Origin of the sequence: Agrobacterium leguminum (assembly GCF_005144435.2) — a bacterium.
GTDB lineage: Bacteria > Pseudomonadota > Alphaproteobacteria > Rhizobiales > Rhizobiaceae > Agrobacterium > Agrobacterium leguminum.
Genome location: NZ_CP120212.1, coordinates 593,518 through 609,849, shown reverse-complemented (window position 1 = coordinate 609,849; position 16,332 = coordinate 593,518). Strand labels below are relative to the sequence as shown.

15 protein-coding genes and 1 tRNA gene are annotated in these 16,332 nt (G+C 56.7%); 7 read left to right on the top strand and 9 right to left on the bottom strand.

Annotated elements, in window-relative coordinates; genetic code table 11:
- Positions 1-440: 440 nt before the first annotated feature.
- The 3 genes from CFBP4996_RS17300 (at position 441) to CFBP4996_RS17290 (ending at position 4,193) form a co-directional block, all read left to right on the top strand.
- Positions 441-1,664, top strand: coding sequence for a glycosyltransferase family 4 protein (locus CFBP4996_RS17300; protein ID WP_080854408.1), 1,224 nt, complete (start codon positions 441-443; stop codon positions 1,662-1,664).
- A gap of 72 nt (positions 1,665-1,736) precedes the next feature.
- Positions 1,737-3,209 carry a lipopolysaccharide biosynthesis protein gene (locus CFBP4996_RS17295; protein ID WP_080854409.1) on the top strand — a complete coding sequence of 491 codons (1,473 nt, stop codon included), beginning with the start codon at positions 1,737-1,739 and terminating at the stop codon, positions 3,207-3,209.
- A 36-nt stretch (positions 3,210-3,245) separates the two neighbouring features.
- Positions 3,246-4,193 (top strand): polysaccharide pyruvyl transferase family protein, encoded by a 948-nt coding sequence (locus CFBP4996_RS17290; protein WP_080854410.1) that lies wholly within the window; start codon positions 3,246-3,248, stop codon positions 4,191-4,193.
- A gap of 72 nt (positions 4,194-4,265) precedes the next feature.
- Here CFBP4996_RS17290 and CFBP4996_RS17285 read toward each other — a convergent pair whose 3' ends face one another.
- The 3 genes from CFBP4996_RS17285 to CFBP4996_RS17275 form a co-directional block, all read right to left on the bottom strand.
- Positions 4,266-5,057 carry a metallophosphoesterase family protein gene (locus CFBP4996_RS17285; RefSeq protein WP_080854411.1) on the bottom strand — a complete coding sequence of 264 codons (792 nt, stop codon included), beginning with the start codon at positions 5,055-5,057 and terminating at the stop codon, positions 4,266-4,268.
- A 195-nt stretch (positions 5,058-5,252) separates the two neighbouring features.
- The gene (locus CFBP4996_RS17280; RefSeq protein ID WP_080854412.1) at positions 5,253-5,858 is read right to left on the bottom strand and encodes a transglutaminase-like cysteine peptidase; all 606 of its coding nucleotides are present in this window, start codon (positions 5,856-5,858) and stop codon (positions 5,253-5,255) included.
- A 146-nt stretch (positions 5,859-6,004) separates the two neighbouring features.
- On the bottom strand, positions 6,005-6,304 hold the full coding sequence (locus CFBP4996_RS17275; protein ID WP_080854883.1) for a hypothetical protein: 300 nt from the start codon (positions 6,302-6,304) through the stop codon (positions 6,005-6,007).
- A 348-nt stretch (positions 6,305-6,652) separates the two neighbouring features.
- Between CFBP4996_RS17275 and CFBP4996_RS17270 the strand changes: the two genes are divergently transcribed.
- Positions 6,653-7,210, top strand: coding sequence for an HNH endonuclease (locus CFBP4996_RS17270; RefSeq protein WP_003585610.1), 558 nt, complete (start codon positions 6,653-6,655; stop codon positions 7,208-7,210).
- Positions 7,211-7,240: 30 nt separating this feature from the next.
- On the opposite strand, the gene CFBP4996_RS17265 is transcribed toward CFBP4996_RS17270, so the two are convergent.
- Positions 7,241-7,756, bottom strand: coding sequence for a disulfide bond formation protein B (locus tag CFBP4996_RS17265; RefSeq protein WP_035264342.1), 516 nt, complete (start codon positions 7,754-7,756; stop codon positions 7,241-7,243).
- A gap of 481 nt (positions 7,757-8,237) precedes the next feature.
- Between CFBP4996_RS17265 and CFBP4996_RS17260 the strand changes: the two genes are divergently transcribed.
- Both CFBP4996_RS17260 and CFBP4996_RS17255 read left to right on the top strand, forming a co-directional pair.
- Entirely contained in the window at positions 8,238-9,452 is a 1,215-nt protein-coding gene (locus CFBP4996_RS17260; RefSeq protein ID WP_080854413.1) for an AAA family ATPase, read from the top strand.
- The gene (locus CFBP4996_RS17255) at positions 9,452-10,135 is read left to right on the top strand and encodes a hypothetical protein (protein WP_080854414.1); all 684 of its coding nucleotides are present in this window, start codon (positions 9,452-9,454) and stop codon (positions 10,133-10,135) included. Before CFBP4996_RS17260 ends, CFBP4996_RS17255 begins: the two co-directional genes overlap by 1 nt.
- Before the next feature lie 138 nt (positions 10,136-10,273).
- Here CFBP4996_RS17255 and CFBP4996_RS17250 read toward each other — a convergent pair.
- Positions 10,274-10,358: transfer RNA gene (locus CFBP4996_RS17250), tRNA-Leu, on the bottom strand.
- A 295-nt stretch (positions 10,359-10,653) separates the two neighbouring features.
- On the opposite strand from CFBP4996_RS17250, the gene uppQ reads away from it, so the two are divergent.
- Entirely contained in the window at positions 10,654-11,289 is a 636-nt protein-coding gene (uppQ, locus tag CFBP4996_RS17245) for a polysaccharide biosynthesis GNAT family N-acetyltransferase UppQ (RefSeq protein WP_080854415.1), read from the top strand.
- 54 nt (positions 11,290-11,343) lie between these two features.
- Here uppQ and CFBP4996_RS17240 read toward each other — a convergent pair whose 3' ends face one another.
- The 4 genes from CFBP4996_RS17240 to CFBP4996_RS17225 all read right to left on the bottom strand — a co-directional run bounded on the left by CFBP4996_RS17240 (position 11,344) and on the right by CFBP4996_RS17225 (position 16,274).
- Positions 11,344-12,615, bottom strand: coding sequence for a GNAT family N-acetyltransferase (locus tag CFBP4996_RS17240; RefSeq protein WP_080854416.1), 1,272 nt, complete (start codon positions 12,613-12,615; stop codon positions 11,344-11,346).
- 8 nt (positions 12,616-12,623) lie between these two features.
- A complete protein-coding gene (uppV, locus tag CFBP4996_RS17235; protein WP_059762683.1) occupies positions 12,624-14,039 on the bottom strand; it encodes a Wzx-type polysaccharide biosynthesis protein UppV in 1,416 nt (471 codons plus the stop codon).
- A gap of 57 nt (positions 14,040-14,096) precedes the next feature.
- A complete protein-coding gene (mdoC, locus tag CFBP4996_RS17230; RefSeq protein ID WP_080854417.1) occupies positions 14,097-15,299 on the bottom strand; it encodes a glucans biosynthesis protein MdoC in 1,203 nt (400 codons plus the stop codon).
- An 81-nt stretch (positions 15,300-15,380) separates the two neighbouring features.
- Complete coding sequence (locus tag CFBP4996_RS17225; RefSeq protein WP_035264346.1) at positions 15,381-16,274, bottom strand: DMT family transporter; 894 nt, start codon at positions 16,272-16,274, stop codon at positions 15,381-15,383.
- Positions 16,275-16,332 lie beyond the last annotated feature (58 nt).

Sequence of the window (16,332 nt, the reverse complement as noted above, 5' to 3'; positions counted from 1 at the left end):
GTCGCCGTTTAAATGGCGATGATGCCTCTCAACACGTCGAGATCAGAATGTCCTGGAAGTTTTCGGCATCTACAATCGCCCTGAAATCCATGTGTTTGAAATAAAACAGATATTATAAACTGGAATATGATCACAAGCTGCAACGCAACCGATTTCTCCCGATTACCTGCACTTTAAAGTGGCTAAACCGTAACACGAGACCGGTTCTTTTCGCAACACCGCATGGCTTTTACCGCGCCGCGAAAAAAATCACTTGAAATGCCGCCAATTCCCGTGCTTTTTGAAAAGTAGATTTTGGTAATTCATATTTTCAAACATTAGTTCTGCTCCGGCTCTTTTATTTTTGCAGATGTCTCACTGGTCTCTTGGAATGAAGGGAGACGAACGAGCCCGGGATGGACGCCATAGATTTTCGATGAAGGAAAACAGAGCGTATCCGCATGAGAATTCTCCATCTTAGCAGCCTTTATCCGCCGCATATCGTTGGTGGATGCGAACGCTCGGTCGAACATCTCGCCGAGGAACTCGTTTCCATGGGACATACGGTCGGCGCCGCCTGTATCGAGCGGCAGGCCGAACCGAAAACCATGCGCAACGGCGTCTCGGTCTACCGCATGTTCCACAATAACGATTTCTGGCTCGAGGACTGGCCGCAATATTCGCCGCAGCAGCGGCGCATGCAGAAGCTCAAGCAGCAGTGGAATTTCGACGTCGAAAAGCAGTTCGAAGCCGTTCTTGACGATTTCAAGCCTGACGTTCTCAACACCCACTCGCTTCTGGATGTGACGACGCTGGTATGGCGGGCGGCGCATAAGCGCGGCATTCCGATCGTTCACACGATCTGCGAATATGATCTCCTGTGCGGCAACGCCGCCATGTTCAAGGGTGGCAAGCCCTGTGAGCACATCCATCTCGGCTGTCAGGCGGTGAATTTCACCAAGAAATTCACCCAGCGTTATATCGGCGCTGTCGCAAGCGTCGGCACGGAAATCCTCAAGACGCATGTCAATCACGGGCTTTTCCACCACATTCCGGAAAGCCTGCGTCGCGTCATCTTTTATTCCTGCACGGTTCCCGAGGGCGATCCCGTCGCCCGCCGGCAGATCGACCGCACCGGCCGGCCGCTGACCTTCGGTTATATCGGCCGTATCAATACGGAAAAAGGCGTCGGCAACATGGTCGATGCCTTCAGGGAAATCGGTCACGGCAACTGGCGCTGTCTGGTCGCTGGCCATGCGATGGACGATTCCATCGAACGTTTCACGGCTCAGGCCGGCGATCTGCCGATCGAATTCGTCGGCTGGGCGAAACCGAAAGAGTTTCTCGAAGAGATCGACGTGCTTATCGTCCCTTCCTTCTGGGCGGAGCCTTCACCACGCACGATCTACGAAGCCTATGCCATGGGCGTGCCGGTCATCGGCGCAGCCTCCGGCGGCATTCCGGAGCTGATTGGCGAGACCAACCATGACTGGCTGTTCGAACCGGGCAACGCCACCGACCTTGCCGCCCGTATCCGCCGGGTGCTGACGCTCTCGCGCGAAGAATTGCCGACAGAGGTGGATTTCGGAAACATCGTCGAGGAATCCACCTCGCGGCGGGTGGGTGAGAATTACGTGAAGCTCTATGAGGATGTGGTGGCGAAAAGCAAGGCTGCAGCCGCATGACGAGCGCGCGGTGGCCAAACACTGATCTTTCAGTTGCCGTCAAGGCGCGAACTTGCGTCCTGGGTTTTGCAGATGTTGAAGTTGGACGATAACGTTCCACGTCTTGAAAGGCGCTCGGTCACGAGCGCCTTGTGGAGCGCGGTCGGCGGCTATGGCAACGTCTTCTTGTCTTTCGTCGTCTTCCTTATTCTGGCACGATTGCTTACGCCGGACGAATTTGGGCTTGTCGCCATCGCAACGGTTTTCGTGGATATTATCCTCGTCATGGCCCGCGGCGGCCTTCCGGAAGCCGTGTTGCAGCGGCCCAAGCTGGACGAAGACTATGCCGATACCGCTTTCTGGTTTTCACTCCTGTGGGGGGCTTTCCTGTGTGCCCTGCTTTCGCTCGCGGCGCCTTTCCTCGCGAGCCTTTTTAGAATTGCCGAGCTCAGCCCGGTCTTGATGGCGCTTTCCACCGTTCTTTTCATCATGGGCGCCGGCGCCATCCATGAAGCCCGCCTGCAGCGTGAGTTCGCGTTTCGCAAGCTTGCCATGCGTGCGCTCCTGTCCAATTTTCTCGCTGGTGTGATCGCAATCGCTCTGGCTCTGAACGGTTGGGGCGTATGGGCAATGGTCGTGCAGAGGCTGATTGCCAGTCTTGTGACGACTTGTATGAACTGGATTGCCTGTGGATGGATCCCGCGTCCGCGTTTCATCAGAGCCTATGTAGCGGATCAGTGGAGTTTCGGGTCGCGCATCTTTGCGGCAAACTTCCTGATGGGTCTCAATGTCCGCCTGCAGGAGCTGATCGCTGCGACGTTTCTCTCGACTGCGGCCGTGGGATACATCCGATTGTCGTGGCGGTGCATCGATCTCGTCAGTCAGTTGGCTGTCATTCCTCTGACATCGGTGGCGTTGACCAGTTATGCACGTATCAATGCCGAGAACAAATCCCTCGAAAATGCCTATTTCGGCTTCATCCGGCTGTCGGGCATCATTGCTTTCCCGTGTTTCCTTGGCCTTGCGGCCACGGCGCCGGTTCTTGTTCCCGTTGCCTTCGGCGAAAACTGGGCAGCAGCAGCACCTGTCACGCAATTATTATGTCTTACAGCTCTGCCGTTTGTCGCCAATTCATTCGTCTGGCCGCTTCTGACCGCCATCCGGCAGGGCGGTAAAACCCTGTACCTGTCGTTTCTGCAGGTCGTTATCGGTTGTGGGCTGGGTCTCGCCGCTGCGCCTTTCGGCTTGGTGGCGGTTACTCTCGCCCATGTCGTGCGGGCTTATCTGACGTGGCCGGTCGCTTTGGTCAGCGTCCGAAACAGCGCCGGCATTTCGATAGGCGGCACGCTTCGCACCTGCATGCCGCCGCTTATCGCGGCCTTCACCATGGCTGTTCTGGTTAGCGGTCTTTACTGGATGATGGGGGAACGTTTCTCCAAACCGGTAACACTATGCCTGCTCGTCTCGGCAGGGGCGGTGATCTATCCGGCTTTGCTTTTTATCACCATGCCCGGGGACATAAGGGGGGTGCTTAAAGAGGCCAGAGCGCTTTTTTCACGAAAATGAAATTGCAGAACGACTTAATTTCACGACGAGGTTCCAATGAAGACGATTACCATTCTCGATACAACCGTAGCCTCGGACAATCTCGGCGATCAGATCATTCTCGATGCCGTCAAGGAGGTGCTGCTTGAGGTTGTTCCCCAAGCTTACCCCTATCACGTGGCGACACATGAATATATGACAAACGTCTCGAAGTCGCTGCTGCGCAAGAGCGAAGCTGCCTTTGTTTCCGGCACCAATATTCTTGCATCGAACATGGAAGCCCGCGTGTTGTGGAAGTTGCTGCCCTGGGATGCATTCGCCTTCCGGGAGACTGTTCTGCTCGGCTGCGGTTGGATGAATTACATGAAGCAACCGAACGCTTATTCGCGCTGGATTCTGAAAAAAATTCTGTCGGATGAATTCACGCATGCCGTGCGCGACAATTACACCGCCGAAAAACTCAGGACCCTGGGCAAAAAGGTTCTGAACACCTCTTGCCCGACCATGTGGGGCCTTGATCCGGACCATTGCAGGTCCATTCCCACTTCCAAGGCCTCTTCCGTTGTCACAACGCTCACCTTCTACCTCAACCGCCAGGAGGAGGACAAAAAGATGATTGAAATTCTGAAGGATCGTTACGACACCGTCTATTTCTGGCCGCAGCAGCGCGAAGATGCGGCCTATCTGGCTTCCATGAATATTTCCGGGCTGAAGTTCATCGATCCGACGCTCGCAGCCTATAACCATTTTCTTGATAATGAGGATGTGGATTTCGTGGGAACGCGCCTGCATGGCGGCATTCGCGCGATGCAGAAATTTCGCCGCGCCCTAATCGTCAAAGTCGACAACCGGGCCACGGAAATTTCCAAGGATACTGGTTTGCCGGCCATGGATCGCAAGGATTTCGACAGAATGTCGAACTGGATTTCCGGGAGCGACGTGCCGCCGATAAAGTTGCCGGTGGACGCAATCGAAAGCTGGAAACGGCAGTTCAGGAGAGCGTGAAACTCCGCAATCCGTCGCGGGCTCGCGCGCGCATCAAGGTCGTCTTTCGGGGAAATGAGCCGATTGTTCACCTCAACCGATCAGGTGCAAGCCCGCATCCGAAAGCCTGAGAACAGTAAGCCTGCCCGTGGTGAATGCACCCGTGTCGATGCCGATTCGTTGTGGGCCGGTTTCCGGTTCCGTTACCGGCGTGTGGCCGTGGATGACGACGAGGTCCAGCCCGGCCCCTTGTGACAGGAAGGGCTCCCTGATCCAGAGCATGTCCTCATCCGTCTGCGCCTCCAGCGGCAATCCCGGTCTCAAGCCGGCATGCACGAAAATATAGGGTCCTATCCGGGCGTAGATCGGCAGGCTGGATAAAAGCTGGCGGTGGGTCTGCGGAATTGCGCCGAGCAGGGCGTCCCTGAATGGCTGCAGTCTCAGGCGGCCCTTTTGCAGGAAATAGTCGATATCGACGCCGTAGGATAAAAGCGTCTGGCGGCCGCCAAAGTCCAGCCAGTGCATATTCTGCTGCGGATTTTCGAGAAAGTCATGGAAGAGCTGCTCATGGTTGCCGCAAAGCGCAATACGGCGTAGCGGCGCGGGCGGCGGCTGCAGCAAATGTTCGAGAACGCCACGGGAATCGCGCCCGCGATCGACATAGTCGCCGAGGAGAACGACCAGCGCGGGAGAAGGGTCGGGCCCCAGATCGGCAAGGATTTTCCGCTCCGCCTGCAACAGCAGGTCGAGGCTGCCATGCACGTCGCCAATGGCATAGATCGGGAAGGAGGCCGGCTTGTCGCCAAGGTCAATTCTGCGCCGCCTCCGGTCGTCGCGGGAGGCTGGTTGTTTACGACCGCGAATCCAGTTGAGCACCTTGGGCATAGCTGGCGATACTGTCTCTCCCGCACAAGGTCAAGAGCGTTGAAGGCGGCTGTCGCATCACCCGCCAAAGCTGCGTTGACGTGCCGATTCTGTGGGGAAAGAATATCCGCTTTGATGGTCGAAAGATACGTTGCCTTAAACCTGCAACCGAAATGCCTGTCGTCCGAAAGGGCGGGTTCAGCCTGAAACCGTGTTCTAGAGTTTCAGCCAGACACGCGGGTCCTCGTGCGACTGAATCTTGATCCATTTCAGATCCACCGCTTTCCACGGCTTGACGACATTGGTGCGGTTATCCAGCACGAGATCGCCCTGGCTGGTGCTGACGACGAGAACGGCATGTCCTATGCCATCCGTCGTGCGGGCTGTGGCGATGCGCAGGGCGCCCGAAGGCCAGCCGGCGCGCAGGAGGCGTTGCCGCTTGGTCACCGCAAAATCTTCGCAGTCGCCGCTTGCCGGGTTCAGTTTCCAATCGTCTTCGCCGTCCTGCTCCCCGACATAGCTTATCGAGGTGTTGATCTCGGCGTTGATGCGCTGGAGTTCCGTGCGCTTCTGCTTGCTCAGTTCCACCGTATCGCGGTCGCCAATACGTAGGCACTGGTCGGCGGCGCTTTCACAGAATTTCGCAAAGGCAATGGGTGCGATGGTGGGACGGCTCGTGGTCATGAACTGGCCGGGCCGCGATGCGCCGGGCTTCTGGGCAAGGCCACCGAGCTGGACGGCCGATGCCGTTGTCGCAACACTTGCCGCCACGCCGGCAGCGACGGCAAAAATCTTTGCCAGACGGATTGTTCTCTTCGCCATGTCCTTGCCCCTGCACAATTGTCTTGTCTTGTGCCTGGCACCATAGCGACCCATTCTTGCGGGCCGTTTAAGTCGATAGATTGCATTTTAATGAAATCTAATTTTGTGACAGCGCGCTGAAAACAGCCGGAAAACCGGGCTCGTGCTCACCTGCAGCGGGTTCTACCCTCGGTGTCGACAATACAGGTCTGCTGCGGGACAGCCCGCCTGAGTTCACGCCGGGTCTCGGGGGAGGCGCGGCTTGCCGGCGGCCGGTCGTAATTTCGGTAAACTTCGAAATTGCGCCCGCCGATCGTTCCCTGCGCCCCGCCGCGGCCATCCGGCGTTACTTCGAAATTCTGATACTGCTGGGCATGGGCGCCCGCGGAGAGGCAGATCATGGCGGTCAGGACGCCGGCCGCCAGGCCGCCCCGCAATGCTGCCGCTTGCTGCCTGCCCAACCTCATGACCGTTCCTCCATCGAAGAAATGATGAATGCCGCCGCCGCACATTTGCCATGCCCGGCGCGCATTGATTTTCCAGTCGTCCGTCGGGGGTAATCATATCACCGATAGTGCATCCGGTGTGAGAAGGATTTGTGCCTGGCAAAGGCCCGAATCGCCTTCCTGCCGCATCGGCCAGCGGTGTCACAACGCCAGGAGGTGTCACCGTGCCGTTCGATCGTCAGGAATGCGAAAAAGGCCATTCTACGGCTCAAAAATTAAGCTCTTCGCCGCTGCATTTATAGGCTTCACAATCCTGTAACAACGGACCTAATATACAAGTGCAGATGCCGAATCGCTCAGGAGAAGCCCTTGACGATTGCAGTTTCACCACAGGCCCTGCCGGCGCTCGTTCTGAACGCAGACTACAGGCCACTGAGTTATTATCCCTTGTCGTTATGGTCCTGGCAGGACGCGATCAAGGCTGTTTTTCTAGACCGTGTGAACATCATTGCAGAATATGATCACGCGGTGTCGTCCCCCAGCTTTTCCATGCGGCTGCCGAGCGTCGTCAGCCTCAAGACCTATGTGCAGCCCACCCGCAACCCCGCCTTCACCCGCTTCAACGTTTTCCTTCGGGACAAGTTCGAATGCCAGTATTGCGGCACGCGGGACGAATTGACCTTCGACCATGTGATTCCCCGCGCGCATGGCGGTGAAACCACCTGGCACAATGTCGTTGCGGCGTGCTCTCCCTGCAACCTTAAAAAAGGCAGCAAGCTTCCCAAGCAGGCGGGCATGTTCCCGGCGCAGAAGCCCTTCCAGCCGACGGTTCAGGATCTGCACAATAACGGGCGGCTGTTCCCGCCCAATTATCTGCACGAAAGCTGGATGGACTATCTTTACTGGGATACCGAACTGCAGCCCTGATCTTTCGAGGACTGCAACGCGGTTTTCCGCTTACCGGCTTTTACGGCTCGCGCCAAAAAAGGCGACTGCCGCAAGTGCAACGCTTGCGATGACATTCCAGCCCGCGAAGGAAAGGCCGAGCACCCGCAAGGCCGCGTCGTTGCAGGAAGGCGCCTTGATGGCGTTCAGATTGCCCAGCAGATCGCCGGCATTGGTGGTGATGGAAGGCGCCCCGGTGGCGCAGGTGATCGGCCCTTCCCAGAAACCCCATTCCACACCGGCGTGATAAACGCCGAGCCCGGCGCCGATCAGCATCGCCACGCCGATAAGGGCAAGAAGCAGCCGGGTGATCTGAACCGGCAATTTGAAAATGCTGGTCGCAATGGCCAATATGCCCAGCGGAATGGCGTAATAATAGGGATCGCGCTGCAGCAGGCACAGCGCGCAGGGCGTATAACCGCCGATATGTTGGAAACCGAGGGCGGAGCCGACGGTGAAGATCATTCCCGCCGTAACGCCGAGAGCGGCGAGCGTGCGGCTATTGTCGGCGGTGGTCGCATTGGCCATGTTGTTTTCCTCAAACTTCGCGAAGAAGCAGATATCCCGGACGGGCTTTCAAAAAGGCGGGCGTGATGGCGAAATTAAGTCGCCGGTCTTCACGGGGTGTAACGGGATTCGTCTAATCCAGTCCGCCGCATCTGGCAAATGAAAGCCCGGTAATACTCGGGAGCGCGCAAGCAAAGTTTCGTGAGCTTGTTGATGGCGCGGGGCCATTGAAGAGCTCACTGTGACGTGCTGGACAAAGTGAAGAAAATCAATGCGGTTTTTTGGAAATGGTACCCCAAGCCGGGCCGCTGATTTCAAGCCGTATCAGAAGGTTAGGGGATGCTTGGACACGAGAGGAGCCCCGATGTTTATTGAGAAAATTTGCAGACTGTCCAACTCAGCCATTGAGTTAACCTAGGCCGATCACAACATCTATTACCTTGAAAAAGGCATGCTCTAAATGGTAGTGGGAACACAGTTCGCGAACTGAGAAAGCCTCAACTTGCTTAAAACGATCCACATCGAAAATTATAAATCGATCAAGAACCTGACGCTTGAGTTGGGCCGCGTTAACGTCTTTATTGGCGAAAACGGTGCCGGTAAAAGTAACATTCTGGAAGCGATTGCGTTAGCAGGTGCCGCACAAGCGGGAAAGTTGGACAACGAGTTCCTAGCATCGCGCGGTATCCGAGTAACGGAACCTCAGTTCATGCGGTCAGCCTTTGAGGTTGAGGAGGTCACGAAACCAATATCGGTTAGAGTCGTTGGCGACGCTGGTGAGGCGTCCTATGTATTGAGTAACGACAATCAGCCGTATTCTACGTGGACGGAAAACAATGCAACCTTAAGGTTCAGCGCCGACCAGTTTATAAAATCATTTACAGAATTTTCGCACTCGAAGGGTAATAAAAAACTCGCGAAAAAATTAATAACGCAATTACTAAATGATATGACCGCGAATATAGATCAAGAATCTCCTACTTCACGAACGGGATCTCTCGCTTTTTCTCTCAAGGTGAATGCCGACGAGAAATCGATTTTTAGTTTGCGTCCGGAAGTCGACGGAATTGCAAATTTCATAGTTTATTCACCCGAAAATAGCAGCCTCCGGATGTTGGAAAGGGAGGGGCAGATAGAGCCGCTTGGAATCAACGGAGAGGGGCTGCTCAAGCTTTTAACCGTCATGTCCTATGATGACGATCCCTCTGCTATCGAGGCAGTAAAAAAATCACTCAAATTGTTTAGCTGGTTTGAAGACTTCGAAATTCCGAGGGAAAACGCCAAAGGTCGTATGAAGATTACGGATGGTTACCTCGATGAAAGTTGTAAATCGTTCGATCAGAGAAGTGCTAATGAAGGATTTCTTTTCGCGGCTTTTTACTTCGCATTGTTCGCTAGTAAGTTGACGCCGAGGTTCTTTGCCGTGGACAACATCGATGCATCTTTGAACCCAAAGTTATGCGAAGTGATGATGAGGCGTCTAACGAAGTTAGCCACGGACAATGGTAAGCAAGCAATATTGACGACTCATAATCCGTCAGTTCTAGACGGCTTGGATCTCAATGATCCTGAGCAAAAGCTTTTCGCTGTTCACAGGAACGCGAAGGGCGAAACTAGAGCAACGCTGCACTCGGAAAAACCGAGTACAGATAAGCCCCGGAGATTGTCGGAGATGTTCATTGGTGGCCTATTGGGTGGCCTTCCGAAGGTTTTCTGATGCCAAAATTCGCGATTGTTTCAGAAGGCCCAACAGATCAGGTTGTGCTTGATCGAATCATTTCACTTGTTTGCGAGAGTGCCTTTGACGACGACGTCATTGTAAACTATGCGCAGCCAATTCGGGATACGACAGACTCAAGTAAATCTGATTTTGGCGGCTGGGAGCTTGTTCTGGAGTATTGCTCTACACGTATAAGTGACGCATTAGCTTCAAACGACTACGTGGTTATTCAAATTGATACAGACTGCGGTGACCAAACAAATTACGGTGTCCCACTTACAATTGGCGGCCAAGATCGGTCATTCCCCGACTTGATAGCTGATGTTGAGCAATTAATCATTCAAAAGATTGGCGAGCCACTTTTCTCGAAATACGGGAAACGCCTCATTTTCGCAGTGTCGGTACACTCGCTCGAATCTTGGTTGCTGCTTTACTTCTTTTTAGATGGGCGAACAAAGCAATCTTTCAATAAGCTTCAGCATACTGTCAGGCGTAAATGGAATTATACGCGCTTTGAAAAAGAAGTCGAATGCTACCAGTCAATCACGAGGAAAATTAAGTACAAGGATCTAAAGCAGTTTATTGATGGCGATCACAGTTTCGGAGTCTTTCTAAAAAAATTGACCGAATTGTCAACGCCGAAACCCTCGTCACGGGATGAAGCAGACAACGCGCCGTGACGGCCGATTGCAACTCGCACAAATAATCCACTCCCTTGGTAAGGGAGAGGCCGAGAGTTCAAATTTCTCTAGGTCGTGTGAGCTACTTTGACACCTCGAACCAGAAAGCCCAAGAAAATCAATGTTATTTTTAGGAAATGGTACCCCAAGCCGGGATCGAACCAGCACTCCTTTCGGAACCGCATTTTGAGTGCGGCGCGTCTACCAATTCCGCCATTGGGGCAACGGTGGTAATGCCACGGCGTCTATCATGGTCAAGGCCATGCGTGCAACCCCAAAGCTGACTAATCCTTTTGAATTGCGCGTGTTTGCGCACGCGGTTTTCCGTCTTTGCCGGGCTGCCGATCAAAATGGTGCGGAGAGTGGCTGTGCCGGATCGCGACACCTGCAGTTGCGGCATTAGGGTAATATTAGGCACCTCTAATAAATTAGAATATACGCAATTACTAATTGAATTATGATGTCAGGGTGGAGTTTCCACGCGGGGCGGGAATGGCCAAACTCATAGGGAGGAAATTATGAGGGCTTTTTCTCGCAATTTATTACTGTCCGCCTGCCTGATCCTGCCGATCAACGCCCATGCGCTGGATATCGGGATTGGTGGCGAGAATGGGGTTAACGCCAGTGTTGGCGACAATGGCAGCGGCGGGCTCGGGGTCGATGCCTCCGTTGGCGGCAGCAGTGGCGTTAACGCCAGTGCGGATGTCGGCGGCAGGAGCGGCGGCGGGCTGGGTGCGGATGTCAACGCATCGGTCGGCGGCAGCAATGGGGTCAATGCGGATGTCAATGCATCCGTCGGCGGTTCCAGCGGCGTCAATGCCGGCGTGAACGCTTCCGTTGGCGGTTCGGACGGCATCAGTGCCAATGTCGGGGCCAATGTGGGGGGCTCGAGCGGTGTCGGTCTCGGCGTCGGCGTCGGTATCGGCGGCTCCGGTTCGACCGGCACGCCTGGAAATCCCGGCGGTAGCACCACCAATCCCGGCGGCTCGGGCACGGTGTCTCCCGGCGCGATGCGCAATGCCCTGCAAGCCTATAACGATATGTCGCGAACCGAGCAGATCAAGCTCGCCCGCCGTTGTGTCGATATTCTGGGCGGCGGATACGATGCGGCGCTGACGCAATTGTGCAAGATGATCCGGACGGCCTCGCGCTGAAGCAGGCTTTGCCCGTGTCAGAAACTTCGAAGGGCGCCACCGGCGCCCTTCGGATCAATTGCCCTTGCGTCCGAAGGACAGGATCTTCTGCCGCAGGCTGCGGGCGAGGTTGCGGGTGTTGCGGTACATGTCCACCTGCGTGGAAACCTGCCGCACGTCCCGGTCGCTGTTCTGGGCAAGCCCGACGACCAGCGTGCCCATCTCCTGGCGTTCCTGCCAGAAGCGGCTCATGATCGGATGATCGGGCACGGCGCAGCTGTCGCTGCGCAGAATATTGGCGTCATCCAGATGCCAGTCGGTCAGTTTCTGCACCAGCAGCTTGCCGGGAGAAAATTGCGCATAGCTCTCGTCGAAAGCGGTCTTCCACGTATAGGCCTCGCCGGCGGTGATGAAGACGACCATGGAGGCGATGGCGCTGCCATTGAGATCGATGGTGTGGATACGCACTGCATCCGCTTCGGCCAGATTGGTGATCGCCTCGCGGGCGAAGGCGGCGCGATAACGGTCGTTGACCAGCGCGGTGCGCTTGCGGCCTTTCCAGCCGCTCGCCTCCAGAGCCAGAAACTCCTCCATGCGGTAACGCACGTCCACTGGCTGCCGGGTAACGGTATAGGAGAGGGGCCCAAGTTTTTCGAGTTGACGCCACTGCCTGTTCATTTCGCGCAAATGGTGCGGCGCAAGGGCGTTTCGCAGATAGGCCTTGCCATCGAGAAGGCTTTCCAGCATCGGCCGGTAATAATTGCCCGTCGTCGTCACCGGCAGGTTGCGGCTGAGCGCGATGGCTTTGAACATGCGGGCAAACGGCCCTTCCAGCCGGACATCCGGCAGAACCAGAACATTCGGCAGACGCATGTTGCTGTCGGAAAGCGCATCGAAAAGATTGTCGAGGGTTTCGGCGGCGCCTTCGGTATCGACCAGCGGTGTGCCGAGCGGCCCGAATGGATTGGCCCAGACGCGAATGATGGAGGGACCGATGGAAAAGCCCGGCTTTTCCACGGTAAAGGGCATCAGGAAGCGCATGCGGCTTCTGGCGCCGTTCTCATCGCGAATGAGGGCGAAGCGCACGGACTTGTCCTCGATGCGCGGCATGGCGGGCGCGAGAAGCCTTCCGGTGAAGAAGACATTCGCCTCCATGACGCGGTTGGACAGAAAGTCGAGTTCTTCCTGCATGTCATAACCGAGCTGACCCGGATAGATGCAGAATTCCCGGCCATCGCGGCCCACGCGTCGGCTGCTGTCGGCCACGGGGCGATCACGCTCCGCAGACGCCATCAGTGCCGCGATGCGCGGGTCCTGAAAATCCGGATTCTTTGGATCGCTGGACATGCTTATCGTTACACCGCCTTCCCAGTGTTTTGACCCGCCCGGGGATCGTTGAAGGCAAAAAGGACGATCCCGAGTGTGCGGCGAATGGCAATATGCAATAGCACAGCTTCTATGCACATGGCTATCGCCACCGCTGCCGCGGCCCCTGCCAGACCATAGACCGGAATGAGCGCCATGTTGAGTGCAATGTTGCAACCGAAGATGATAATATAAAGGACGACGCACAATTTTTGTTTGCCGGCCATGTTCAGCAATGTTTCCCCCGGGCCGATCAGCGCCTTGGCGAGGAAACCGGCGAAAAGGAAGAACATCAGCTCGTAGCCCTGAACGAAGCCGGGACCGAACAGCGACAGCAGGAAAGGGCCGGCCAGAAGCACCACGCTGCCGACGGCGAGCGACGGCCAGAAGGCCCAGCGCGCGGCCTGGCTGGCGAAACCGGCAAGCCCCTGCCGGTCATTGGCCGACATGAGGGCGGCCAGGCGTGGGGCGGCGGCCGCCTGCACCGAGAAAAACACGAATTGCATCAGCACGATGGTCTTTGCCGCGGCAAAATAGATGCCGACCTGATCCGGCGGCAGATAAAGCCCGACAATCACCACATCGGAATTGGTCATCAAAAAACCGATGCCGTCGATCAGGAACATCGGGAAGGCGAACCTTATCCAGTGGCGGAAATGCACCCTGCGGGCCGTGCTGCGGAAATGCCGGTTGAGCCTGCGGTTCATGAAGGCGAAATGGAAAAGCGTGGTGACATAGGTGGCAAGAAGGGCCGTCAGCATGGCCGTCGTTGCGGTTTTTTCCGCGCCGAGACCGATTGCCACCAGCATGAACAGCAGGATCAGCACTGGGCGAACGATATAGGTGGGGCTGAGTGCGGAGACCGCCCAGCCATTGGCGCGCGCGGTGCCGTTCAGCACGTCGCCCAGCGCCACCATCGGCAGGGTGAAAAGCGCCAGCGACACGGGAATGAGATAATAGGAGGCGATGCGCTCGCCGAAGAAATACAAAAAAACGAAACCGAAAATCGCAAGCGCGCTCGCCGAAAGCATGGCGAAGACACGCGCCGTCGAGGTCAGCCCCATGATCTTGTCATGGGCATCCTCCAGACGATAGCCGGGTAAAAAGCGGATGACGGTGGTGTGAAAACCGAGACAGGAAAGATTGCCGAACAGGATCACCAGAACCCAGACGAAGGCGAACAGGCCATATTCGAATTCGCCCATCAGGCGGGCAAGAATGATCTGGGAAATGAAGGCTATACCGGCGCTGACGATACGCACCGCAAACGCAACCAGCGCCATGCGCTGCGCGCGGGACACTTCATCCCCGCCGGAAAGAACAACGGCGACTTTTGCTACCAGCGGCGAAAGCTTCGCGCGCAGGCCTGCGGGTAAGGCTTTTTCCGCCGTGTTGAGGATAGCCATGATCCACACGCCATCATTTCCAGTTGAATAGGCGAGCCGATCATACGCGCTTCATCCTTAACGAAGGGTTTGGGACGCGCCGGCCTGTGTGCCAATATCGTCCGCCACGCGTGGCTTGCGGATGCCGTTGAACAGGAAAAGGGCGAGCGGGCTGAGGCGTATCGCCTGATGCAGCATATAGGCGGTCGCCGTGGTGGCCACGACGATGATGGTAAACTCCAGGACGGGCGGCAGCGCAATGAGGATGAACAGCGTTCCGAAGGCGTAGATCAGCGGATGGTGAAACAGGTAGATGGTGAAGGACGCATCCGTCATGCGTCTGGCAAGCCGGTTCGGCCTGTCGAAATAGCGGCAGGCGAGGTCTATCAACAGACGGCTTGCCGCCACCGCCGCAATTGCCGACACCAGCACCAGCAGGGCCGAATTCGAAAAGGGATATTGCAGGCGCAGGGTCACCGCCGTCGCGATGGTGCCCGCCGCGATGACGCCGGTGAGAAGGCCCGTTTGGCGAAAGCGGTGAAAGAGGGCGCGGTCACGGTGCAGCAATGCGCCAATGAGGAAGAATGGCAGGTAACGCGCATAGGGGTCGGAAGCGCGTTCATAGAGAAGAAAAAGGCCGCTTCCGCTTTTTGCCGCAAGCAGGCCGGATCCGTAGATCATCAATTCCCACACAACAGGCAGGGTGCAGAGTGCCGCGAAAAACAGGGTGGTATGCCGCTGCCGCAGGCTGCCTAACCAGTCTCTGATATATGCCACTGGCGGACGTTCCGCGAGAAACAGCAGGCCGGCAAGCAGGATCGAATAGAAGACAAGGGTCGGCAGGAACCATAGATGCATGATCCACTGTTCGCTCGGGCGCAGCAGGCCGGGCTGGCTCTCAAGCAGCCGGTCGGCCGGAATATCGCCTTTGGCGACGCCGGCCAGTTGCAGCAGGAAAAGCTGTGATGGCCCGAGCAGAAGGACCGCGACGATGAAGGGCACGCCGAGGCGCAGGAAACGCTGCCTCAGCCAGCGCATCTTGCCCTTCTTGCCGATGACCATGGTGGAGAAATAGCCGGCCACCAGAAAGAATGCCGGCATGCGGAAGGTGGAGAGTGCAGCACCTAGCGCGCTCAGAAGCGTGCTGGTGTCGAAATCCTTGATGTCCCATGGCAGGGCATGGCTGTAGAGGAGAGAGGCGTGATAGGGAATGCCAAGCAGCATGAGGAGCGCCCTTAGCGGGTCCCAGTAATGCTCGTAGTCAGATTTGCCCGGTTGCATTTTTCCCTCGCGCCGCAGGCGCGATCCCGTGTGATCAGCAATGACCAGCACGACTATTGGTGGAAAACGCTAATAAACTCTTCACGCCCCGGACGGTGTGGGCGGAGCCTTTTTTCTGGGCATGAGATCGAGGACCAGCGCACAGCCCAGAATGATGATGCCGGCGCCGAAAAGCTGGGGCAGCGAAAGCGGCTCATCCAGCACCAGCGCGCCGACGAGGACCGCAACGACGGTCACGGCGAATTCCACGCTGATCGCCCTGGTTGCGCCGATCGAGGAGACAAGCTTGAAATAGGTGATGTAGGTGAGGCCGCTCATGACCACCGCCTGCACCAGAAGATAACCGTAATCGATGAGATCAGGCGTTCTCGGCAATGGGACCGCGAAGAGAAGCGGCAGGGTCATCAGGCCGCCTGTCAGGAATGAGCCTATGGTGATTTCCCAGGAACCCACGCCCTTCAGGTGGCGGCTGGCAAAATTGCTGCCATAGGCCGCGCAGATGCACGCGGCGACAGCGGCGGCGCAGCCGATGATGAAACCGGTTGTAACGGGAACGGCGGGAAAGCCGACAAGCAGGACGATGCCGGCAAGACCGATGACCAGACCGGCAATGCCCTGACGCGTCAGACGCTCGATACCCCAGACCTGCGCGATGAGCATGGAAAAGAGCGGGATGGTGGCCACCAATATGGCCGCCATGGCGGTGCCGACCAGCGGCGTCGCATAGGAGAGGCCGATCAACTGTCCCGCGACCGTTGTTGCGCCGACGACTGCAAAGGCGCGCCAGCTCGCGGAAAATGCAAGCTTTCGGCGCACCGCAATCGCGATCAGAAACAGGGTAATGGCGGTGACCAGCGAGCGGAGCGTGACCGCACCGATCCAGCCGAAGGCCTCGACGACATGCAAAAGCAGCAGGAAGGACATTCCCCACGCGAGTGCGAGAAAAACATAGGCGGCAAAGTCGCGAGGGGACATGAAAGCGTTTTCCGGAAGACGATCCGGCTCCCATATTGGAAATTGCTGATATCCGTCA

Excerpts from the sequence above, each read along its gene's own strand:
- CFBP4996_RS17300 (WP_080854408.1), top strand. The coding sequence starts at position 441 with ATGAGAATTCTCCATCTTAGCAGCCTTTATCCGCCGCATATCGTTGGT.
- CFBP4996_RS17295 (WP_080854409.1), top strand. The coding sequence starts at position 1,737 with ATGTTGAAGTTGGACGATAACGTTCCACGTCTTGAAAGGCGCTCGGTC.
- CFBP4996_RS17290 (WP_080854410.1), top strand. The coding sequence starts at position 3,246 with ATGAAGACGATTACCATTCTCGATACAACCGTAGCCTCGGACAATCTC.
- CFBP4996_RS17285 (WP_080854411.1), bottom strand. The coding sequence starts at position 5,057 with ATGCCCAAGGTGCTCAACTGGATTCGCGGTCGTAAACAACCAGCCTCC.
- CFBP4996_RS17280 (WP_080854412.1), bottom strand. The coding sequence starts at position 5,858 with ATGGCGAAGAGAACAATCCGTCTGGCAAAGATTTTTGCCGTCGCTGCC.
- CFBP4996_RS17275 (WP_080854883.1), bottom strand. The coding sequence starts at position 6,304 with ATGAGGTTGGGCAGGCAGCAAGCGGCAGCATTGCGGGGCGGCCTGGCG.
- CFBP4996_RS17265 (WP_035264342.1), bottom strand. The coding sequence starts at position 7,756 with ATGGCCAATGCGACCACCGCCGACAATAGCCGCACGCTCGCCGCTCTC.
- CFBP4996_RS17255 (WP_080854414.1), top strand. The coding sequence starts at position 9,452 with ATGCCAAAATTCGCGATTGTTTCAGAAGGCCCAACAGATCAGGTTGTG.
- uppQ (WP_080854415.1), top strand. The coding sequence starts at position 10,654 with ATGAGGGCTTTTTCTCGCAATTTATTACTGTCCGCCTGCCTGATCCTG.
- CFBP4996_RS17240 (WP_080854416.1), bottom strand. The coding sequence starts at position 12,615 with ATGTCCAGCGATCCAAAGAATCCGGATTTTCAGGACCCGCGCATCGCG.
- uppV (WP_059762683.1), bottom strand. The coding sequence starts at position 14,039 with ATGGCTATCCTCAACACGGCGGAAAAAGCCTTACCCGCAGGCCTGCGC.
- mdoC (WP_080854417.1), bottom strand. The coding sequence starts at position 15,299 with ATGCAACCGGGCAAATCTGACTACGAGCATTACTGGGACCCGCTAAGG.
- CFBP4996_RS17225 (WP_035264346.1), bottom strand. The coding sequence starts at position 16,274 with ATGTCCCCTCGCGACTTTGCCGCCTATGTTTTTCTCGCACTCGCGTGG.